Here is a 21,761-nt window from a genome sequence, read left to right on the forward strand (position 1 = left end):
CTGAATAGCCGTCACCGTGAAATCATCTGTTAGTGGTCTGAAGCACCTAGATTTCCGCGAACGCGTTCGCGGCTACGACTGAACCACTGACGGTTGCGCCAATGGGCGTTGAGCGATGTGCTGCGCATTGAGGCCAGAGGCCGACATCAGTTATTCCGTTGTGGGATAACCTGTTGGCTTAACAGCAGTTTGGTGTATTCGTGTTGAGGATCGTTAAACACCTGCTCGGTGTCGCCTTGCTCAACCACCACCCCTTTGCGCATCACCATCACCCGATCGCTGATGTGGCGCACCAAATTAAGGTTGTGCGACATAAAGATGTAGCTCAGACCCAGTTGTCGTTGCAGTTGCAGTAACAGGTTCAAACATTGCGCCCGTAGGGTGGTGTCGAGGTTACCGAACGCTTCGTCGGAGATCAGGATCTTTGGATTGAGCATCAAGGCGCGGGCGATCGCCACCCGCTGTCGTTGGCCGCTGGCCAGCATCGACGGATAAAAGTGGGCGTGTTCGCGCAGCAGGCCTACTTGCAGCAGGGCGCGATCAACCTCGGCTAAGCGCTGGGCTTTATCCAAGCTGGTATTAAATTTCAGTGGCATCTCCAGCTGTTCACCAATCCGCAGCCGCGGGTTTAGCGAGGTTGAAGAGTCTTGAAAGATCATCCGAATGTTTTTCGCCCGCTGCTGGCTGTCTTGACTTTGCAGCTCTTCACCGTTGATAAAGATCTGGCCGCCGCTGCGCTTTTTGGCGCCGCTAAGCACCTGTGCCAGTGACGTGCGCCCAGAGCCCGCTTCGCCAACGAATGCGAGGGTTTCACCGGCGTTTAACTCAAATGAGATTGGTGCCAGTGCTTGGGTCAGTTCGCGGGAAAACAGCGAGCGGTTATTGCGATAGTGTTTGTGCAGGTTGCGTACCTGCAGCAGGGGCGTGTCGCTCACAGCGATTCCTCAAGTGGGAAGTGGCAACGAACCCAGTGGTCGTTGTCATTTCGAAGCTCTGGGGTCTTTACGCACTGTTTTTCGGCGTAAGGACAGCGCGGCCCCAAGCGGCAACCAACCGGCAACGCTTGCAGCAGTGGCACCGCGCCGCGCAGTGCTGGCATATCGGCTTTCTTAGGCAAAATCAGCTGGCTGGAGAGGGAGCCTTGTTGCAGCGCTTGGGTGTACGGGTGGCGGCTTTGCAGCAGCACTTTTTTGCTGGGGCCGGTCTCCATAATGTGGCCACAATACAGCACCGTCAGTTTGTCCGACCAGCGACCGACCGAATGCAGATCGTGGCTGATAAATAGGATCGCCACCTTATTGAGCTGGTTCATCTTTTCCAGCAAGCGGAAGATCTGCGCCTGGGCGGCGGTTTCTAGGCCGGTAGTTGGCTCATCGGCGATGATCAACTTCGGTTGATGACTTAACGCCATCGCCAACATCACTTTGTGGGCTTGGCTTTCGGTCAGTTCCCACGGGTAGGATTCCAACAGGCGATTGTGCTCTTTCACCCCCACTTTATGCAGCAGTTGCACCGCCCGTTTGCGTTTGGCACTGCCACGGCGCCACCATGGGGTGCCCGCCGGTACTGGCATCGCTTCGAGCAGTTGCGAACCAATGCGGGCGGTTGGGTCGAGGCAGGCCGAGGCCTCTTGGAAGATCATCGCGATCTCGTTGGCCATCAGTTGTCGACGTTCGCTGCTGGTCATGGTCAACATGTTATGACCACGCCAATTGAGTCGATCCGCTTTCACGTGCATGCGCCGATCGGTGATGCCAACAATCGCCTTGGCCAACAGACTTTTGCCGGAGCCAGATTCACCAACCAAGCCGTGAATTTCACCCTCGTTGATCCGCAAACTGAATTTCTCCAGCGCCACAAAGCGGCCATGGGGGGTATCCAGTTCAATAGTGAGGTTACGAATATCCAGCAGTTGCATCAGTCGCGCTCCTCGGCAATGGCATGGCGCAAACTGTCACCGACTAAGTTGGTGGCCAGCACCGTAAACAGAATCGCCAGACCTGGCAGGGCAACCGTCCACGGCGCGCCCAAGATGGTATCAAGGCCATCACGCACCATCGCCCCCCATTCTGCCGAGGGCGCTTGGGCGCCAAGGCCTAAAAAGCCGAGCGAGGCGACGTCCAAAATCGCCGCCGAAAAGGTCAAGGTGCCCCGTACCACCAAGGTATCGACGATGTTTGGCAGAATGAAATAGCGCAGCAGTTGGTATTGATTGGCACCATCCAGACGAGCGGCAATGATGTATTGCTTTTGATGCTCCTCTTCAATGGCGTTGTGGACGGTGCGAACCACACTCGGTAGAAGGGCGAGACCTACCGCCCAAAATACGTTGGTAAATCCCGGGCCAATCACCGCCGCAATCAGCACCGCCAACAGTACCGAAGGCAACGACAACAACGCATCCAGCAGGTGGCCAAGCACAGATGACTTAAGCCCGCGACTGCTGCCCGATAGGGTGCCGATGGCAAAACCCAGTAACAAGGTTACCACGGTGATCAGGGCGGCGTAGCCATAGGTCAACTGCGCGCCAAACAGCACCCGCGACCAGATATCACGGCCAAGGGCATCGGTACCGAAAAAGTATTGAATGCTGCCTTCGGCATTCCACGCCGGTGGCTTAAGCAAGATTTCCGAGGCCGGATCATTGGGGCTAAATGGCGCCAGTAGCGGCCCAACCACGGCCAACAGCAGGGTGATAGCCAATGCCCACAGGCCGATGTAACCAGATGGTCGCGACTTAAAGTGATGCCAGATCTGGCGCCATGCCGAGGGGATCTGCTCTTCGTGATAGAGCGGCGATGAGTTAGCCATGGATCTCCTTACGACTGACCGGATTTAAGATGGCGTGCAGAATTTCCAGCACAATCGACAGCGAGATAATAAACAGCCCCACCACCAGTACACCGCTGTGGACGGCGGTGTAGTCCCCTTGTTGCAGCGCTTTGAGCAGCCAATTACCAACCCCAGGCCATTGGAATACCGCCTCGACCACAATCAAACTGGAGGTGATCGGCCCTAGCTGCAGGGTCATGGTGCGGAAGATCTGCGCCATCGAGTTTGGCAGCGCATGGTGCAGAATCAGTTGCGCTTTGCTGATGCCACGGGCTTTCAAGGCGCGTATGTAGGGTTTTTCCATCTCTTGCTGCATCGAGGTACGGACGATGCGGATCACCAAGGTGGTCGGTAATACCGCCATAACTGTTACCGGCAAAATCAGGTGACTGATGGCATTGGTTAATGCTTGCCAGCGCCAGGGCTCGCCGGACAGCGGAATGTCGATCAGCAAAAATCCGGTTTCAAACGGCACATCGAACAACATATTCAGGCGGCCATAGGCCGGCAGCAGATCCCAGTTCAGACCAAAGCTGATAAGCAGGCCTAAACCCAAGCAAAACGCTGGTGTGCTATAGCCCAGCAAGGTGCCAAGCCACAGCAATTTGGGGCTGATGCCGATTCGACCGGCGGCCATGATCCCCAGTGGAATGCCGACAATCAGTGCCAGCAACAGGGCGATCCCGGCCAGTTCTAGACTAGCGGGGATCACCCGGTCCAGCTCGGAAGCGATCGCGATGCCGGACACCTGCGAGATCCCCAGATCGCCGCCAAGCCGTTCCAACACAAACGCGGCAAAGCCACTAATGACGTTATGGTCAAGTTGATATTCGGCCAGCAACTGCTGCTGTTGCGGTTGACTCGGATTGACCAAGCCACTGAGGTTAACCAGCGGATCGCCTGGCATCTTTAGGGTGGTTACGTACACCACAATAAACAGCATTAAGCTGGTGAGCACCAGCAGGTTGATGCGGCGGATCAGGTAGCTGATCATTGCCCCTCCTGCGGTGTGGTGGGATTGATGGTTTGGATCTTAGTCACCTTAGAGAAGTCGATGCCGCCGCTGGTGGGCATAATCGGCCCTTGCCATTGACGTTTACGCGCCAAGATGCGGCTAGCATGGGCCAGTGGCATCACCGGCGCTTGTTGTTGAATATGATGTTCTAGCTGGCGATACAGAGCACGACGCTGCTCGCGATTTTCGGTCTGTCTGGCCTGATTGATAAGGTCATCAAATTGTTGGCTGCACCATTTGGCGCGGTTGGATTGATGAGGCACGGCGGCACAGCTTAGCAAGGGGCTGTAGAAGTTGTCGGGATCAAGGTTGTCGGCGTACCACCCCACCAGCGCTGAGTCGTAGTTTTCGGTCGCCAGCAACTCTAAAAAGCGATACCAGTCATGGCTGATGATCCTAGCGCTAATGCCGATCTTGGCGAGATCTTGCTGGATAAGTTCCGCGGTGTTGCTGCCGTTGGGGTTATAGACTCGCCCCTCTGGGGTAGTCCAGATATCAATGGTCAGATCGGTGATTGCCGCTTCATGCAGCAGCGCCCGTGCGCGCACCGGATCGTATTCCAGTGCCGGTAGGCTTGGATTATAAGCCCATGAAATTGGCGGTAGCATGCCTTTGGCATTAGCAGCGGTGTTGTAGTAAACCGCTTGCAAGATCCGCCGTTTATCGACCGCCAACGACAGCGCTTGGCGCACTTTGGGGTTATCAAACGGCGGCTTTTGGCTGTTAAAGGCCCAGAAGGCGACATTCAGCCCTGGCATCATATCCACCAACAGGTCGTCGTATTGTTGAATGGTATCCAGTTCACTTATCTGCGGCAGCGCCGCGACGTCACAATCGCCGCCAATCAGCTTGATCACTCGTGCCGAGGCGGTTGGGGTGATATCAAACACTAACTGCTGCAATGCCGCCGGTTGTCCCCAATATTGGTCGTGGCGCAGATAGCGGACAAACTGGTTACGTTGATACTGGTTTAGTTTAAATGGCCCCGTGCCAATCGGTTTATTATCAAAGTTTTCTGGGGTACCGGCGGTCAACTGCGCCATGCCGTACTCTTGCGATAGGATCACCGCAAAGTCGGTGGCCAACTCTGCCAGCAGGTTTGGCCGGGGCTCAGCCAGCTCTAAACGTACTTGATGGTCGCTGACGCGAACTAAGCGAATGTTGGCTTGGTCTAGGCCAATACTTTGAAAATAAGGATACTTTGCCCCGCCTTGGGCGTGATAAGGGTGGCCGCGTTGGAGCCAGCGTTCGAAGCTGAAGATCACATCGTCGGCGTTCATCGGTCGGCTTGGGGTAAACCACGGGGTGTGATGAAACTGCACATCCTGACGCAGCATGAACAGATACTGACGGCCATCGGCGCTGATTTTCCAGTCGCTCGCCAGTTCGGCAACGATGGCGCCGGTTTTTGGATCTTGTTGCACCAGCCGGTTGAACAGCTGTTTAGCGCTGGCATCGATATCAGTGCCAGAAACGGTCAGCTGCGGATTGAAGGTTTCCGGATCCCCTTCAGAGCAATACACCAAGCCGCTGTCGGTAAATTGATTGGTCTGATTACAGCCAACCAAGGTCAGCGTCAGTAGTGCTAGAAACAGCCGGATTGCCGTCATAACAAGGTTCGACAAATTAACGATCTGGCTAGTTTATCAGAGCCGTTAGCAAAGCCTCAATTTTCCCAGTGCTGGGATAACCTTATTGGCAACCTTGATTGCCACTATTTTACCTCTTCAGTGCCAAGCATATCGTACTTCTTTAAGATGCCGCGCAGCTGGTGGTAGGTCAGCCCTAACAGTTCAGCGCTCTTTTTCTGATTGTACTGGCTGTGCATCAGCGCGTGTTTTAAAAGCTGTTGCTCATGTTGCTGGCACACCTGTTTGAAATCCAGCGGCAGGCTAATGCCGTTGCTGGCTTCGCTTTCGGTCCCGCTGTGGTTGGCTGCTGTTGGGGCTGCGGCCGCTGGTGCGCCATTGCTGTCGGCAGTGGCGCGACGATCGCTGGTGGCGATGGTTTGGTTGGGTCGCCACGGTGATTCAAATGGATCGAGGATGATCTGCGCCAGCGGCACATGGGCATTACTGTGGCGATAAACGCTGCGTTCGATGACGTTTTTGAGTTCGCGGACATTGCCGGGCCAGTCATACCCTTGCAGAATTTTGCGGGCATTGCTGCTGAAACCGGCAAATTGCTCCAGCCCCAATTGACGGGTCATCTGCATCGCGAAATGTTCTGCCAGCAGTAGGATATCTTCTTGGCGAGCACGCAGCGGTGGCAAGGTGATCACATCAAATGCCAAGCGATCCAGCAGATCGGCGCGAAATTTACCGGCGGCGGCCAGCGCCGGTAGATCTTCGTTGGTAGCGCAGATCAGACGCACGTCAGTGCGGACGGTGCGAGTGCCACCAACGCGTTCGAACTCGCCGTACTCTATCACTCGGAGCAGCTTCTCTTGCACCAGCCCAGAGGTGTTGGCTAGCTCATCCAAAAATAGCGTGCCGTTGTTAGCCCGTTCAAACCGTCCTTCGTGGCGCTTGCCGGCGCCGGTAAATGCGCCAGATTCATGACCAAACAGTTCACTTTCAAGCAGGTTCTCATTCAACGCCGCGCAGTTCAGTTTCAGATACTCCTGCTCCCACCGTTCCGACAGGTAGTGTAGACGCTCGGCGATCAACTCTTTGCCGGTACCGCGCTCGCCGATGATCAGCACCGGTTTATTCAGTGGCGCGACTTTGGATACGTGGTCGAGCACTTCGTGAAAAGCACTGGATTGGCCCAGCAGGTTGTCGGTGTGGCGAGTGTTTGGCATCCCTGATTTCCGCTGTAGTGAATTTCGCTATCGAGTGGTGAAAACCATGATATGGCTTAGAGTAAGAAATATCACCATAAAATTAAATTCATAAAAAACAACGACTTTTGTCCAAATTTAAAGTTGGCACGGCTTCTGCTAAATCGTTATCGAGGCAACATCATAAGATGAGGATTTAAATTATGGGTATTTTCTCTCGCTTTGCAGATATCGTGAATTCCAACCTGAGCTCGCTGTTGGATAAGGCCGAAGATCCAGAAAAAATGGTGCGGCTGATCATTCAAGAGATGGAAGACACCTTAGTGGAGGTGCGTTCAACCTCCGCTCGTATTTTGGCGGAAAAGAAAGAAGCGCTGCGCCGGGTCGGCCGTGTTGAAGCCCAAGTGGCTGACTGGCAAGCTAAAGCAGAATTGGCGTTGGCTAAAGGCCGTGAAGATTTGGCCCGTGCGGCGCTGATTGAAAAACAACGCGCTGCTGAAGCGGTTGTAGCGATTAAGCAAGAGCTGATGACCATTGAGCAGCAACTGGAGCGCTTAAAAGAGGAAGTGACTCAGTTGCAAGAAAAGCTTAACGACGCCCGTGCGCGGCAAAAGACCATCATCATGCGCAAGCAGACTGCCACTTCCCGTTTGGATGTGCGCAAGCAGCTGGATACCAGCAAGATTGATCAGGCGATGTCGCGGTTTGAACAGTACGAACGTCGTGTTGAAGGGATTGAGTCTGAAGTCGAGGCTTATCAGATGACCGAAAGTCGCAGCCTGCAAGATCAGTTTGCCGCGCTTGAAGCGGAAGACAAAGTCAGCCAAGAGCTGGAAGCGCTGAAAAAGTCGATGGCCAGTGCCAAGAAAGAAGCGTAACCGAACCAAGATTAAGAGGAACGAACAATGGAAGATCTGTTAGGCCTATTGGTTGCGCCACTGATCATATTTCTACTGATAGTGGCGCCCATCTGGCTCATCCTGCACTACCGCAGTAAAAAGCAGATCAGTCAGGGGCTGACAGAGGAAGAGTATCAGCAACTGAATGAGCTGTTGCGCCGCGCCGATAAGATGGCGGAGCGCATCGATAGTTTGGAGCAAATCCTCGATAGCGAGGCCCCAGAATGGAGACGTCGCCATGAACAACAGTAACCACAAACAACCACTGTATCGGATCCCTGCCGAAGGCAAAATTGCCGGGGTCTGCGCTGGGTTTGCGGAACGCTTCAATTTAGAAGTGTGGCTGGTACGGATTGTGGCGTTTTCGGCGCTGATCCTAACTGGGGTGTTTAGTTTTGTATTGCTGGGTTACGTGGTTGCTTGGGTGCTGCTGGAGAAAAAGCCCCAAGTCGGTGGCCAGCATCGAACCGAGGTGAAAACCAAGGTGTGGCAAGCAGGGGAATCACCACGTAACGCCTTTCGAGAGCTCAACAGCCGCTTTCGCTCGATTGAGTTACGAATTCGTAATCTCGAACAGCATGTGACCTCCGACTCTTACAATCTGAGTCGCGAGATCAACAATCTTAAATAACCTTTACCGTGGTTAAATGACGCTAAATACCGCCTCTTTCGGGGCGGTATTTGCGCTAATGGCACCAGGGTGTGTTGACCTTTGCCGTATATTTTTGCGCCCATTATTGGCTATTTTTGACAGCAAATTGAACTTGGCCGGTTTGGATTGCTGTTCTGTGGTCACTGAGGGGCGCCTTGCAGGGTCGGACTAGCAGCTGTCACTCTTCTTCATACGATTTCGACGTAGAGCGACTATGCCTTCAATCGCAATCCTCGATTGACAGCCGCTATCCTCGACCAAATTCTGAACACCAAACGTCAACACGCCCTAATAAAATTGCCCCAAAGCGTCGCATTTGCATTGATAATCAACCCAATATCGGAGTTTGAGTAAGGTTGTATGGCAAGCTTGTCCCCCTCATTAAAACGTCTTGGTCGCCAGCTAGAACAGTTGGCGTACCGCGGCCTTGATCAACATCTGCGGGTTGGCGTAACCGGATTATCTCGCGCCGGTAAAACCGCCTTGATCACCTCAATCATCCACCAATTGACCCACGCTAATCAGTCCGGTGGCAGTCGTCATCTGCCGATGTGGCAGGTGTTAAACGAGGGGCGGCTATTGGGCGTGCAGCGGCAATTGCAGCCGGACTTAACCATCTTGCCGTTCGATTACGATGGCGCAATGGCGGCCCTGACCGAAACCCCGCCACGCTGGCCAGAATCGACCAAGGGACTGGCGGAAATTCGTTTGGCTATTCGCTTTCGCTCGGCTCATGGGGTTAAACGGCAGTTAGCATCGCACTTCACCCTGTATCTGGATCTGATTGATTATCCGGGGGAGTGGCTGCTGGACTTGCCGATGCTAGCGCAGGATTACCACAGTTGGTGCCAACAGCAGTGGCAGTGGCTGGCGGAGCCGAGCTGGGGCGCGGCCAGTGCCGACTGGCGCAGTGCTGCGCAGCAGGGGACGGCGACGGAAGCGTCCGTTAACGACTTAGCCAGCCAGTACGCGCAATTGCTGCAAGTGCTGCGCTATCGACATGGGGCCACCTACTTGCAGCCGGGACGGGCGCTGCTACCGGGAGAGCTGGCGGGCACCCCAATTTTGGCGTTCTATCCACAGCCGCCATCGCAATACGACAGCGAATCGTCGTTGTCGCAATTGCTAGAGCAGCGCTTTGAAGCTTACAAAAGCCAAGTGGTGAAGCCGTTTTACAAAGACCATTTTGCCAAGTTCGACCGGCAGATCGTGTTGATCGATGCGCTGTCGGCACTGAATCAAGGTCGTGCTCAAATTGAACAGATGAGCAAGGCGTTGCAGGCGGTGCTCAATAGTTTTCACTATGGCCCAGGATCGCTGCTGCGGCGGCTGTTCTCGCCACAGATCGATAAGCTGCTGTTTGTTGCCGGTAAAGCCGATCACATCAGCGTTGATCAACATGCCAATCTGTTGGCGCTTACTGACAAATTGATGGGCGCCAGCGGCAGTAAGGTTCGCTTCAGTGGCGCGCAATCAGAAAGCATGGTGATCAGTGCCATTCGTGCCAGCGAAGCGGGGCAGATCGACGACGGCAGCGGCCCACAAGCGGTGATCCGCGGCTTTGATGTTAATCAGCAACCGCTGCTGCGTTTTCCTGGTGAAGTGCCGCGGCAACTGCCAAGCCCAAGCTTTTGGCAACAGCAGGGTTTTGCGTTTACGCCGCTTGCGCCACCGCGTGGGCTGACGTTGGATGGACCACTGCCACACATGCGGATGGATCATTTGCTGGAGTGGATGCTGGGAGACAAATTGCAATGAGCAGGGCACAAGACCATGGCCAGCTAAAGGCGGCCAAAAGCTTCGAGAGTCACGACTTTGTTGATGACAATCCGCCCCAGTTAGCGGCAGCGCAGGATCATATCGAAGCCGATTGGCAACAAGTGGATCAGCTGGAGCCTCTGGCACCTGCAACCAAGCGCGGTTCAAGGTTAGCAAAACTGGTGTTGCTGGCGTTGTTGGTGCTGATTGGTGCCGAAGCGGGCTACAGCGTATGGCAAGCGTGGTTGCGCGGGCCGTTGTGGTTTGGCTTGTACGCGGCGGTGATTGGTGGCGCGTTGGTCGTGATTGGTCGATTGGGCTGGCGTGAGCTATCGCGGCTGCGGATGCTGAAACGCAATCAACGCCAGCGCCAGACTGGGATCCGCTTATTGGACTCAACTCAAGCTGGGGAAGCGGACAAGTTGCTTGAGGAGCTAAGCGTCCAGTTGCCTGTGCAGTTTAATCCCGCGCTAGAGGAGTGGCAGCATGCCAAGCAAGCGCATCACAACGATGCTGAGCAGCTGCAACTGTATGAAGCCAAGGTGCTGCGCCAGCAAGATATCGAAGCGCAGCGCTGCATCTATCGATACGCCGCCCAGGCCAGTTTGCTGTTGGCCGCCAGCCCGATGGCCAGTTTAGATATGGCGCTGATGCTGTGGCGCAATCAATCGATGTTGGATGAAGTGGCCCGCATTTATGGGGTAGAGCCGGGTTATTGGAGCCGAGTTCGGCTGATCAAGCAGATTGTCCGCAATTTGCTGTTCGCCGGCGGTTCGCAGGTGGCGTTGGATCTTGGCACCCAGATGCTGTCGGCTGAACTGACCGGCAAGCTATCAGCACGGGTCGCACAAGGGTTGGGGGCTGGATTGTTAACCGCGCGGCTAGGTTACGCCGCTTGCGCCGAATGTCGGCCACTGCCCTACGCTGTGCAGATGCGTCCGAGTTTGCTATCAGTGCAGGGTAAGCTTCTGGCTGAATTGAAGAATGTTAGTGTCGATGCGCTTAATCTGGCGCGTTCAAAGGCAGCTACCGCTCCGCCACGTAACGAACAATTTACGAACAGCAACCGCTACGATCGAAGCTGAATACTTTCCCCTAATCGGGGTTGGCATAAGGTAGAACTTTGCTGCACCGTCGACGTAAAAACTAAAATTATGACGGTGCATTCAAGGGAGAAGCTTTATGGATTCAACCACGCATCCGCCAATGATGCACCCAGAGACCTGCGTCATTCACGGCGGCCACCAGCGCGATCCCAGTGGCGCACTGGTGACGCCACTGCTGCAAAGCGCCACCTTTGCCTTTGCCGATTGTCGCACCGGTGGCGCCCGCTTTGCCGGCGAACAAACCGGGCCGATCTACACCCGCTTAGGTAACCCCACTACCGATGAACTAGAGCGGCGCTTGGCGCTGTTGGAAGGCGCCGACGATGCGGTGGCTTTTGCTAGCGGCATGGGGGCGGTTTCAGCGGTGCTCTTGGGGCTACTAAGTCAGGGCGATCATCTGATTGTGGCCAACGGCCTGTATGGCTGCAGCCATGCGTTGGCGGTTGAGCAATTACCGCGGTTTGGTATCGAAGTAACCGAGGTCGATTTTGCCGATTTGGCCAGCGTCCAGCAGGCGATCCTACCCAATACTAAGATGTTGTTGCTGGAAACCCCAGTTAATCCCCACCTACAGGCGTACGATCTGGACGGGGTGATGGCGCTCACTACGCCGCCCGGTTGTTTGACCGTGGTGGATAACACCTTTATGACGCCACTGCTGCAAAAGCCGCTTAGTCACGGTGCCGATCTGGTGCTGCACAGCGCCACTAAGTACCTCAATGGCCATGGCGACGTGGTGGCGGGGATCGTTTGTGGACGCCGCGAATTGACCGAGGTGATCCGTGGTGTCGGTCGCAAAGATTTCGGGGCAGTGCTATCGCCCCATGACGCTTGGCTAATCCTGCGGGGCTTGAAAACCTTGGCACTGCGGGTGGATAGGCACTGTCAAAATGCCCTTAAGGTGGCGCAGTACCTTGAGCAACATGCGGCGATCGCCAAGGTCTACTACCCTGGCCTGCAATCCCACATGGGCTATAAGCTGTTGGGCAATCAGATGCGCGCTGGCGGTGGGGTGCTCGCCATCGAGTTGCACGGCGACTACGACGATGCGCTGCGTTTTGTCGACTCGCTGAAGCTGTTCACCATCGCTGTCAGCTTGGGCGATCCAGAGTCGTTGGTGCAGCATCCGGCGTCAATGACTCACGCTTGTTACGACCCCGAGGTTCGCCGCGCTGCTGGGATCAGCGATAATTTAGTGCGCTTGGCGATCGGCCTTGAACACGGCGACGATCTGTTGAGCGATCTTGAACAAGCGTTGGTGGCGACCTTTGCCGATAAGGAGCTTGAGCGATGAAACAAACGCAATATCAGGCGCGTGTGCCAGGGGCTGACGGCATCATCCACTATCCCGCTGAAGAGCATCAGATCTGGGCCGAATTGTATGCGCGGCAGATGCAGGTGATTGCTGGGCGCGCTTGTGATGAATACCACCAAGGGTTGCAAACCTTAGGCTTGCCAAGCGATCGCATTCCACAACTGGCCGAGGTCGACAAGGTGTTGTTAGCGACCACCGGTTGGCAGACCGCCGCAGTACCGGCGCTGATCTCTTTTGAACGGTTCTTTGAACTGCTGGCCAATAAGCAGTTCCCAGTAGCCACCTTTATTCGCAGCCGGGAAGAGTTTGATTATCTGCAAGAGCCGGACATTTTCCATGAACTGTTTGGTCACTGCCCGTTGCTGACCAATCCGGCTTTTGCCCACTTCACCCATACCTACGGCAAACTTGGGTTAGCGGCGACGCCCAAACAGCGGGTTTACTTGGCGCGGTTGTACTGGTTTACCGTGGAATTTGGCTTGGTACAGACCGACAACGGCCTGCGGATCTACGGTGGCGGCATTCTATCCAGCCCCGGTGAGACCTTGTATGCGCTATCTGGCGAGCCCAAGCTGCAGCCGATGCAAGTGCTGGATGCGATGCGTACCCCATATCGGATCGACATTATGCAGCCAATCTATTACGCCTTAAATGGCATCGACCAACTGTATGAGCTGGCCGAACAAGACTTAATGGCTCTGGTTGAACAGGCACAAAGCCTTGGTTTGTTCGAACCACTGTTTGCGCCGAAACAAGCCAGCTAACGAACACCGAAATAGCAATAACACAGGGAATTATTATGAGTGAATTAAGTGAACTGAAGTGTGAAGCTTGCCAAGCGGGGGCACCACAAGTGACCGAGCAAGAGTTGGCGCAATTGATGGCGCAACTGCCGGATTGGAGCGTGCCGGTACGTGAAGGGGTGATGCAGCTAGAGCGAGTCTACAAATTTAAGAATTTTAAACTGGCGTGGGCGTTTTCTAACAAGGTAGCCGAGTTGGCAGAAGCCGAGTTTCACCATCCCGGCATTTTGCTGGAGTGGGGCAAAGTCACCGTCACCTGGTGGACCCATGCGATCGCGGGGCTTCATAAAAACGACTTCATTATGGCCGCCAAAACCGACCAACTGCTCGATTGATTAGCGCAATCGACTAGAGCGAACGCACCAGCGTATCGACTGGCAAATGCCGATAGCAGCTAGGCTTGCTCGCCCGTAGCGGACGTTAATGACAAATTTATTGATCTGGCCGACAGTTTTGTCGGCTTTTTTGATCGGCATAACGTTGGCTTGTATCGCAATTTTTACAGTATCATCCGAGTCAGGAGCAGCCAGCGAGTAGTTAATGACAGTGAAACTGCTTAGGGAACCGCTGCTGATTTCTGTCTAAAAACTATTACAACAAAGGAACTGCTGATGAGGCTACGAGTCAGTTGCCACGACCGAGTTGGTCTGGCAAGGGAAATCCTAGAAGTACTGGAACAGTTCGATATCAATATCAACGCCATTGATGCCGCGGATGAGGGCTTTGTGTATCTGCAGATCCCGGCGCCATCGTTTGAGCAACTGCAGCAGCTGATGCCGATGCTGCGCAAGATCCCCAATGTCACCGACGTCCGCACCGTGCCCTATATGCCTTCCGAACGAGAGCATTACGCCATGGAGGTGCTGCTAAAAACGCTGCCCGATCCCATCCTGTCGGTCGACATTAAAGGCAATTTGGCCACCGCTAACGTGTCGGCGCTGTCGCTGTTGGGCTGTCAATTGGATGAACTGCTGGACCAACCGGCGGCCAACTACATTCAAGGTTTTAACTTCGGCCGCTGGTTGTCGGCGCAGGAAGTGCTGCCGCAAGCCACCAAAGTGACCGTTAATGGCAGCCGCTATTTAGCGGAGATGCTGCCGATTGATCTGCCCGATGAAGAGGGTAAAAGTATTCTCGCCGGTGCTATCGTTCAGTTGAAGTCGCCGGCCCGAGTCGGCAAACAGTTTAATGCCCTGCGTAAGCAAAGCAGCGGTTTTGACACCATGATCGCCGATAGCGATAAGATGAAACGACTGCTGGATGAAGCGGCGCGGATGGCGCAATTGGATGCGCCACTGCTGATTTTGGGGGAAACCGGTACCGGTAAAGAGCAGCTTGCTCGCGGTTGTCACCAAGCCAGTTTGCGCCACGACAAAGGCTTTGTGGTGATCAACTGTGCCTCGCTGCCGGATGATGTCGCCGAAACCGAACTGTTTGGTCATGCCAACGGCCCCGATGACATCACCAAGCGCGGAGTGATAGAGCAGGCCAACGGTGGCACCGTATTCTTAGATGAAGTGGCCGACATGAGTCCGATGCTGCAGGTCAAACTGTTGCGTTTGATTCAAGATGGCTTCTTCCGCCGAGTTGGTGACGATGCCGAAATCAAAGTAGATATTCGCATCATCTGTGCCAGCCAAAAAGATCTGTCGGAGCTGTGTCAAAAGGGCGAGTTCCGCGAAGATCTCTACTACCGCATCAACGTCTTGAATCTGCGCTTGCCGCCACTGCGGGAACGCAAAGCGGACATTCCGGCGTTGGCGGAACTGTTCTTAGAGCATTACAGCCAGCAGTTGCAAAGCCCGCTGCGGCAATTGTCGGCCGAGTGTCGCGATTACATTCGTAACTACGCGTGGCCCGGCAACGTACGGCAATTGAAGAATGCCATTTTCCGCGCGGTGTCGATGGCAGAACAGCACGGTGAACTCACTCCAGAACAACTGCGCTTGCCATCCTGGTCGGAAGGTTTTGGCTACTTTGATGAAGAGTTTGAAGGCAGCCTCGACCAAGCGGTTAAGCAATTTGAGGCCAGCTTGTTGCGTCGGCTCTATCCGGCTTATCCGTCGACTCGACAGTTGGCGCGTAAATTGGGGGTATCCCATACCGCCATCGCCAACAAATTGCGGGAATATGGGATTGGCAAACAGCGTCAAGCCAGCTAACGAATGCGTTAACTAACTTTATGAAATGAAAGGGGTTGTTGCATGCTGTAAAGGGCAGGTGACAACCCCTTTGTGGTTCAACCCAAAGGCGATCTGGGTCACGTTATTTATTGTTGTTGAGCAAATGCGGTAAACCTACATCCATGCGAGCTACCGGCAACCTGCCGCAGCGCAATGATATGGAGAATCACCGTGACCAACCCTGATTGGAACCCACTGGCCACCGATGGCTTTGAGTTTGTGGAATACACCGCTCCCGATGCGGCGGGTATCGACGCCCTGAAACAGTTGTTTTCCTCATTGGGCTTTGCCGAAGTCGCCAAGCACCGCTCTAAGCAAGCGTGGCTTTATCGCCAAGGCGACATCAACTTTATCGTTAATGCCGAGCCATCCTCGCAAGCGGCGCAGTTTGCCAAGCTACACGGACCAAGTGTCTGCGGTATGGCGTGGCGAGTTAAAGACTCAGCCAAAGCGATGGCGCATGCGTTAGCCAATGGCGCCACTGAATTTGTTGGCAACATCGGGCCGATGGAGCTCAACATTCCTGCGGTTCACGGTATTGGCGATTCGACCTTGTACTTTGTGGACCGCTATGGCGACAACAGCATCTATGACGTCGATTTTGGCTTCTACCCAGACTATCGCGAGCGCTTGGCCGCTAAAGACACCGGCCTGTATGAGATCGATCATCTGACCCACAACGTCTTCCAAGGCAACATGAATAAGTGGGCCGGTTTTTACGAGCGCATCGGCAATTTCCGTGAAATTCGCTATTTCGATATCGAAGGCAAACTGACTGGCCTCGTGAGCCGAGCGATGACCGGACCGTGCGGCAAAATCCGCATTCCAATCAATGAGTCATCGGACGATAAAAGTCAGATCGAAGAGTATCTGCGCGAATACCAAGGCGAGGGCATTCAGCACATCGCCATGACCACCGATGATATCTATCAAACGGTGCGCACCTTGCGCGCTGGCGGCATGGAATTTATGCCAACCCCAGATACCTATTACGGCAAAGTCGATGAACGTGTGCCCGGTCATGGCGAAGATCTGACCGAGATGCAACAGCTGAAAATCTTGGTCGATGGCGCTCCAACCAAAGACGGCATCTTGCTGCAGATCTTCACCCAAACCGTGATTGGCCCTGTGTTCTTCGAGATCATTCAGCGCAAAGGCAATCAAGGCTTTGGTGAGGGTAACTTCAAAGCGTTGTTTGAATCGATTGAAGAAGACCAAATTCGTCGTGGCGTGATTTAAGGGGAAGCATATGAAACTGGCAACGTTAAATGATGGCAGTCGCGATGGCGCGCTGGTGGTGGTTAGCCGTGACTTAAGCCAAGCGGTGAGTGCGACCGATATTGCCCCGACTCTGCAAGCGGCGTTAGACGATTGGGCTGTGCTGGCGCCGAAATTGGCGCAGCGCTATCAGCAACTGAATAGCGGCGAGTTAACCGACGTGATGCCATTTGAGCAGCACGCTTGCGCTTCACCACTGCCACGGGCTTATCACTGGGCCGATGGCAGCGCTTATGTCAATCACGTGGAATTGGTGCGTAAGGCCCGTGGCGCCGAAATGCCGGCGTCGTTTTGGACCGATCCGCTAATGTACCAAGGGGGGTCCGATACCTTCTTGGCACCGAAGCAAGATATTGCCATGGCGAATACGGATTGGGGCATCGATTTTGAATCAGAAATTGCGGTGATTACCGACGATGTCGCCATGGGCTGTGAGGTTGATAATGCCCTCGGCCATATCAAATTGTTGATGTTAGTGAACGATGTATCGCTGCGTAACTTGATCCCAGGGGAGTTGGCCAAAGGCTTTGGTTTCTATCAATCCAAGCCATCCAGCGCGTTTTCGCCGGTGGCGGTTACCCCCGATGAATTGGGCCAGTATTGGCGCGATGGCAAGGTGCATCTGCCGCTGTTAACCCACCTAAATGGTGAATTGTTTGGTCAGCCCAACGCTGGGATTGATATGACCTTTAACTTCGCCACCTTGGTCGCTCACGCGGCGAAGACTCGACCGTTGATTGCGGGAACCATTATCGGCTCTGGCACCGTTTCTAATTACGATCGCAGCGCCGGTTCTTCTTGCTTAGCAGAAAAACGGATGCTGGAGATCATCGCTGACGGTAAGCCCAGTACGGCGTTTATGCAGTTTGGAGATACCGTTAAAATTGAGATGGTTGCTGATGAACAGTCTATATTTGGATCTATCGAGCAGACCGTGGTTGAGTATTCAGGAAGATAGATGATCAAATTGTATGGGTATTGGCGCTCCAGTGCCGCTTACCGAGTACGTATCGCGTGCCACCACAAGGGATTGGCGTTTGAAAACATCTCCGTCAACTTAATTAAAAATGGCGGCGAGCAGTTTCAACCCGGCTATACCGTGCTGAATCCCAATAAGTTGGTGCCTACCTTGGTCGATGGTGATCGGATCCTCAATCAATCGTTGGCGATTATTGAGTATCTGGATGACGCTTACCCAGACAAACCGCTACTGCCTGAGCGCGCGTTTGATCGCGCTCAGGTGCGTGCGTTAGCACAGAACATTGCGGTTGATTGTCACCCTTTAAACAACCTTAGGGTACTTAAGTACCTAAGCAATGAACTGGGGCAGGACGACGCCGCTAAGCAGCGCTGGTATTGCCACTGGATCACTCAGGCGCTGGAAGGGTTAGAGCTGCAACTGCAACATACTGCAGGGCTTTACTGTTTTGGCGACAGCATCACTTTGGCCGATGTCTGCTTGGTGCCGCAGATCTACAACGCCGAACGGTTTGATGTGCCACTGCAGCCGTTTAAAACCATCAACCGCATTGTTGAGCGTTGTCGCGCCTTGCCGGCCTTTGGTTTGGCACAGCCTGAACTGCAGCCGGATGCGGTGTTGTAACTGAATACTTAAAACCGGTTGTGACGAACCGACAACGAAAAAGGACAGCTGAGTAGCTGTCCTTTTTGTTGTGCCTTAAAGCAAGAGCAGAGGGCGTGTTGACCTTTGCTGTATATTTTTGCGCCCATTGTTGGCCGTTTTTGAAAGCCAATTAATCTTGCTCGGTTATTTTTGCTGTTCTGCTTTCACTGAGGGGCGCCTTGCAGGGGCGGACTAGCGGCTGTCACTCTTCGTCATACGATTTCGACGTAGAGCCACTATGCCTTCAATCGCAATCCTCGATTGACAGCCGCCATCCTCGACCAAATTCTGAACACCAAACGTCAACACGCCCTAGTCTTTCTGCTCGAGCAGGAAGTCGAGGAAAGTACGGTCGGCTTGGGTTAGCGCACGGCCGCTCTTCCAACCGATGTGCAGGTCCATAAACATCGGTTCTTTAAATGGCAGCGCTTTGATCTCAGGATCGTTTTCTACCACCATCTTCAATACCGTGGTGATCGCAAAGCCTTGGCGAACGATGGAGCGGATCAGCTCAATTAGGTTGGTCTCAAACGCGATCTCTGGAGTGATACCATGGGTTTGTGCAATTTCATGCACCAACTCGCGGTGGTAATAGCCACGCTTGAACATTACCAGCTCATGCTTGAAGAACTCCTCCCAGGAGACTTCATCTTCGCTGGAGAGCGGATGCTCATAACCGACGGCGGCAACCATTTCGGCGCGAGTTAATGGCACGGTTTCCAGACCATAAGAGTCTTCACCGGAATCGGCAATGATGCCGATATCCACTTCGTCGCGTTCCAACATGCCGCGGATCTCGCCGGTGCCGGCTTCAACCATCGACAGTTTCAGATCTGGATAACGGTGGTGGAACGCCATCAGCAGAGCAGGGAAGTAATAGGAGCCGATCATCCCTGGCAGAGCGATGCGAACTTCACCGCGATCAAGATCGCGCAGGCGCGCCATCGCATTGGTGGCTTGTTCAACCCGCTGCAAAATGGCTTGTGCATGAGGCAGCAGTTCCCGGCCTTCGGCGGTCAGCTGCACTCGTTTGTCTTGGCGGTGCAACAGCACCAAACCTAGGTCTTTTTCTAACTTCTTGATTGCGGTACTAACCGCCGGCTGGGCAACCCCAAGTACCTTCGCAGCACGAGTAAAGCTGGCGTGCTCTGCAACCATCACGAAATTGCGTAATTGACGAAGATCCATATCTGCCCTTTTTATTATTTGAATGATGCCGTAAAGCTACTATGCCAGCTGATTAAAAAGTCTCAAGTACTCATGCAGTTATTGTTGAAAAAATTCATACACCACGCAGTTATTTGAATCCCTTAGTGCCACTGCTGACGGTGATGCTTCCGTTGCTGCAACAAAAAAACCGGCTGGGCAGGCCGGTTGTTCGCTTTCGATTGCAGTGCTGGCGGTTATTTTTCGTCCATTCGATGCAGCGCGTCGTCACTGGGTATTAGATCAAGGTGACCCTGCTGATCAAAGTACCAGCCGTCGATGTAACCTCGACGTTGCATCTGTTCGAAATTGGCGACGATCAGCTCCGCTTCATGCTGTGCTTGGCTGTCGCTCAAGCCGTTGACCCGTTTTAGATAGGCACAGATGCTGTCCAGTGGTGCTGATTGTGAAATATCTTCAGACATGGTGGTGACTCCTGCAGCAATGTTCATCCAAAGAATAGCTACCCTAACAATACGAGGGGGGCGCCGGACTGGTTCGCGCCACTTTGCCAATATTGTGACCCAACGCGCCAAGACAATTGGTAGCAGCAGTTTCGACTGCTAAACTACCGCCCCTAATAAGGCCCTATGCCTACTGTTAAACTTACATTCGAGACGAATATGACTGTTAAGACCCGTTTCGCCCCAAGCCCAACCGGCTTTTTGCACGTGGGTGGCGCTCGTACCGCACTTTATTCTTGGCTTTACGCTCGCAACTTGGGCGGTGAGTTTGTGCTGCGTATCGAGGACACCGATCTGGAGCGTTCTACCCAAGAAGCGATCGATGCCATCATCGAAGGCATGAACTGGTTGGAGCTGAACTGGGAAGAGGGTCCGTACTACCAGACCAAGCGTTTCGATCGTTACAACGAAGTGATCGACCAATTGCTGGCCGAAGACAAAGCTTACAAGTGCTACTGCAGCCGCGAGCGTCTGGATGCACTGCGTGAGCAGCAGATGGCCGCTGGCGAGAAGCCACGTTACGACGGCAAGTGTTCCCACGGCGACGTAGAGCACGCTGAAGATGCCCCATACGTGATCCGCTTCCGTAACCCCAAAGAGGGTACCGTGAAGTTTGATGACCACGTGCGTGGCGTGATTGAAGTAGCCAACAGCGAACTGGACGATCTGATCATCCGCCGCAGTGACGGTACCCCAACTTACAACTTCTGTGTGGTTATCGACGATTGGGATATGGGCATCACCCAAGTGGTGCGTGGTGAAGACCACATCAACAACACCCCACGTCAGATCAACATCTACCACGCGTTGGGTGCACCAGTGCCAGAGTTTGCCCACGTATCGATGATTCTGGGTGACGACGGTGCCAAGCTGTCTAAGCGTCACGGCGCGGTAAGCGTAATGCAGTACCGTGATGACGGTTACCTGCCACACGCGCTGCTGAACTACTTGGTGCGTCTGGGCTGGTCCCACGGTGACCAAGAGATCTTCTCTATGGAAGAGATGATCAGCCTGTTCTCGCTAAAAGCGATCAACAAGTCTGCCTCGGCCTTTAACACCGACAAACTGTTGTGGTTGAACCAGCACTACATGAAGACCATGCCTGCGGCAGATGTAGCTAAGCACCTGCAGTGGCACTTCGACGATCAAGGTATCAACGTGGCCAACGGTCCGGCGCTGATCGATCTGATCCCAGTGATGGCTGAGCGTTGTCACACTCTGAAAGAGCTGGCGGCGACTTCCCGTTACTACTACGAAGATTTCGCTGAGTTCGAAGCGGGCGCGGCCAAGAAGCATCTGCGTCCGGTAGCGAAAGAAGCCCTGGAGCTGGCCGGCACCAAATTGGCGGCATTGACTGAGTGGACCGCTGAAGCAATCCACAACGCGATTCAGGCTACCGCCGATGAATTAGAGCTGGGCATGGGCAAAGTGGGTATGCCACTGCGCGTTGCGGTTACTGGTTCTGGCCAGTCTCCAAGCCTGGATCAGACCATTTTGTTGATTGGACAGGCACGTTCTGTTGAGAGAATCGGCAAAGCGGTGGAATTTGTAGCAAGCAGAGCGAATTCCTAAAAAAACGTATTGACTCCTTTGGGGGGTATTCCTAAAATGCGCCTCGTTCTGACGGGGATGCCCCCTGAAGGAGCAAGCAAGAAGCTGGGGCTATAGCTCAGCTGGGAGAGCGCTTGCATGGCATGCAAGAGGTCCGCGGTTCGATCCCGCGTAGCTCCACCAAGTTTCTTGTGAAGGCTAAGCCTTCAAGTCCTAAGTCCCCTTCGTCTAGAGGCCTAGGACACCGCCCTTTCACGGCGGTAACAGGGGTTCGAATCCCCTAGGGGACGCCA

At 54.1% G+C, this 21,761-nt stretch carries 21 protein-coding genes and 2 tRNA genes; 15 read left to right on the forward strand and 8 right to left on the reverse strand.

The genetic code is table 11. The features are described 5' to 3' along the window. Window positions 1-146 precede the first annotated feature (146 nt). The 6 genes from G506_RS0111065 to pspF all read right to left on the reverse strand — a co-directional run bounded on the left by G506_RS0111065 (window position 147) and on the right by pspF (window position 6,650). Complete coding sequence (locus G506_RS0111065) at window positions 147-935, reverse strand: ATP-binding cassette domain-containing protein (RefSeq protein ID WP_035387269.1); 789 nt, start codon at window positions 933-935, stop codon at window positions 147-149. Continuing rightward, window positions 932-1,918, reverse strand: a complete 987-nt coding sequence (locus tag G506_RS0111070) for an oligopeptide/dipeptide ABC transporter ATP-binding protein (protein ID WP_028116916.1) — start codon at window positions 1,916-1,918, stop codon at window positions 932-934. Before G506_RS0111070 ends, G506_RS0111065 begins: the two co-directional genes overlap by 4 nt. Further along, window positions 1,918-2,811 (reverse strand): ABC transporter permease subunit, encoded by an 894-nt coding sequence (locus tag G506_RS0111075; protein WP_028116917.1) that lies wholly within the window; start codon window positions 2,809-2,811, stop codon window positions 1,918-1,920. Before G506_RS0111075 ends, G506_RS0111070 begins: the two co-directional genes overlap by 1 nt. Further along, window positions 2,804-3,826 (reverse strand): ABC transporter permease subunit, encoded by a 1,023-nt coding sequence (locus tag G506_RS0111080; RefSeq protein WP_028116918.1) that lies wholly within the window; start codon window positions 3,824-3,826, stop codon window positions 2,804-2,806. The genes G506_RS0111075 and G506_RS0111080 overlap by 8 nt, the downstream gene beginning before the upstream one ends. Next, entirely contained in the window at window positions 3,823-5,457 is a 1,635-nt protein-coding gene (locus tag G506_RS0111085; RefSeq protein WP_028116919.1) for an ABC transporter substrate-binding protein, read from the reverse strand. The genes G506_RS0111080 and G506_RS0111085 overlap by 4 nt, the downstream gene beginning before the upstream one ends. A gap of 104 nt (window positions 5,458-5,561) precedes the next feature. Then, window positions 5,562-6,650, reverse strand: a complete 1,089-nt coding sequence (gene pspF / locus G506_RS0111090) for a phage shock protein operon transcriptional activator (RefSeq protein ID WP_028116920.1) — start codon at window positions 6,648-6,650, stop codon at window positions 5,562-5,564. A 182-nt stretch (window positions 6,651-6,832) separates the two neighbouring features. Here pspF and pspA point away from each other — a divergent pair, with 182 nt between their 5' ends. The 12 genes from pspA to maiA all read left to right on the forward strand — a co-directional run bounded on the left by pspA (window position 6,833) and on the right by maiA (window position 18,226). Continuing rightward, window positions 6,833-7,507 (forward strand): phage shock protein PspA, encoded by a 675-nt coding sequence (gene pspA, locus G506_RS0111095; protein ID WP_028116921.1) that lies wholly within the window; start codon window positions 6,833-6,835, stop codon window positions 7,505-7,507. 27 nt (window positions 7,508-7,534) lie between these two features. Continuing rightward, on the forward strand, window positions 7,535-7,780 hold the full coding sequence (pspB, locus tag G506_RS0111100) for an envelope stress response membrane protein PspB (protein ID WP_028116922.1): 246 nt from the start codon (window positions 7,535-7,537) through the stop codon (window positions 7,778-7,780). Then, window positions 7,767-8,159 (forward strand): envelope stress response membrane protein PspC, encoded by a 393-nt coding sequence (gene pspC / locus G506_RS0111105; protein ID WP_028116923.1) that lies wholly within the window; start codon window positions 7,767-7,769, stop codon window positions 8,157-8,159. The genes pspB and pspC overlap by 14 nt, the downstream gene beginning before the upstream one ends. Window positions 8,160-8,540: 381 nt before the next feature. Beyond that, on the forward strand, window positions 8,541-9,938 hold the full coding sequence (locus tag G506_RS0111110) for a YcjX family GTP-binding protein (protein ID WP_028116924.1): 1,398 nt from the start codon (window positions 8,541-8,543) through the stop codon (window positions 9,936-9,938). Then, complete coding sequence (locus G506_RS19555; protein WP_051202077.1) at window positions 9,935-11,023, forward strand: TIGR01620 family protein; 1,089 nt, start codon at window positions 9,935-9,937, stop codon at window positions 11,021-11,023. The genes G506_RS0111110 and G506_RS19555 overlap by 4 nt, the downstream gene beginning before the upstream one ends. A 97-nt stretch (window positions 11,024-11,120) precedes the next feature. Next, a complete protein-coding gene (locus tag G506_RS0111120; RefSeq protein WP_240473417.1) occupies window positions 11,121-12,338 on the forward strand; it encodes a trans-sulfuration enzyme family protein in 1,218 nt (405 codons plus the stop codon). After that, the gene (phhA, locus tag G506_RS0111125) at window positions 12,335-13,123 is read left to right on the forward strand and encodes a phenylalanine 4-monooxygenase (protein WP_028116926.1); all 789 of its coding nucleotides are present in this window, start codon (window positions 12,335-12,337) and stop codon (window positions 13,121-13,123) included. Before G506_RS0111120 ends, phhA begins: the two co-directional genes overlap by 4 nt. A gap of 35 nt (window positions 13,124-13,158) precedes the next feature. Beyond that, on the forward strand, window positions 13,159-13,497 hold the full coding sequence (locus G506_RS0111130; RefSeq protein ID WP_028116927.1) for a 4a-hydroxytetrahydrobiopterin dehydratase: 339 nt from the start codon (window positions 13,159-13,161) through the stop codon (window positions 13,495-13,497). Between the two features lie 276 nt (window positions 13,498-13,773). Beyond that, on the forward strand, window positions 13,774-15,324 hold the full coding sequence (tyrR, locus tag G506_RS0111135) for a transcriptional regulator TyrR (protein WP_028116928.1): 1,551 nt from the start codon (window positions 13,774-13,776) through the stop codon (window positions 15,322-15,324). Window positions 15,325-15,516: 192 nt separating this feature from the next. Then, complete coding sequence (hppD, locus tag G506_RS0111140) at window positions 15,517-16,584, forward strand: 4-hydroxyphenylpyruvate dioxygenase (RefSeq protein WP_028116929.1); 1,068 nt, start codon at window positions 15,517-15,519, stop codon at window positions 16,582-16,584. A 10-nt stretch (window positions 16,585-16,594) separates the two neighbouring features. Then, window positions 16,595-17,581 (forward strand): fumarylacetoacetate hydrolase family protein, encoded by a 987-nt coding sequence (locus tag G506_RS0111145; RefSeq protein ID WP_028116930.1) that lies wholly within the window; start codon window positions 16,595-16,597, stop codon window positions 17,579-17,581. 3 nt (window positions 17,582-17,584) lie between these two features. After that, window positions 17,585-18,226 (forward strand): maleylacetoacetate isomerase, encoded by a 642-nt coding sequence (gene maiA / locus G506_RS0111150; RefSeq protein WP_035387282.1) that lies wholly within the window; start codon window positions 17,585-17,587, stop codon window positions 18,224-18,226. 333 nt (window positions 18,227-18,559) lie between these two features. Here maiA and G506_RS0111155 read toward each other — a convergent pair whose 3' ends face one another. Together G506_RS0111155 and G506_RS0111160 are read right to left on the reverse strand one after the other, a co-directional pair. Beyond that, window positions 18,560-19,435 carry a LysR family transcriptional regulator gene (locus tag G506_RS0111155; protein ID WP_028116932.1) on the reverse strand — a complete coding sequence of 292 codons (876 nt, stop codon included), beginning with the start codon at window positions 19,433-19,435 and terminating at the stop codon, window positions 18,560-18,562. 215 nt (window positions 19,436-19,650) lie between these two features. Further along, complete coding sequence (locus G506_RS0111160) at window positions 19,651-19,878, reverse strand: hypothetical protein (protein WP_028116933.1); 228 nt, start codon at window positions 19,876-19,878, stop codon at window positions 19,651-19,653. 198 nt (window positions 19,879-20,076) lie between these two features. On the opposite strand from G506_RS0111160, the gene gltX reads away from it, so the two are divergent. The 3 genes from gltX (at window position 20,077) to G506_RS0111175 (ending at window position 21,761) form a co-directional block, all read left to right on the forward strand. After that, the gene (gene gltX, locus G506_RS0111165) at window positions 20,077-21,489 is read left to right on the forward strand and encodes a glutamate--tRNA ligase (RefSeq protein WP_028116934.1); all 1,413 of its coding nucleotides are present in this window, start codon (window positions 20,077-20,079) and stop codon (window positions 21,487-21,489) included. An 86-nt stretch (window positions 21,490-21,575) separates the two neighbouring features. Beyond that, window positions 21,576-21,651: transfer RNA gene (locus tag G506_RS0111170), tRNA-Ala, on the forward strand. A 34-nt stretch (window positions 21,652-21,685) separates the two neighbouring features. Continuing rightward, window positions 21,686-21,761 (forward strand) — tRNA-Glu (locus G506_RS0111175).

This window comes from Ferrimonas senticii DSM 18821 (genome assembly GCF_000422665.1).
GTDB classification, from domain to species: domain Bacteria; phylum Pseudomonadota; class Gammaproteobacteria; order Enterobacterales; family Shewanellaceae; genus Ferrimonas; species Ferrimonas senticii.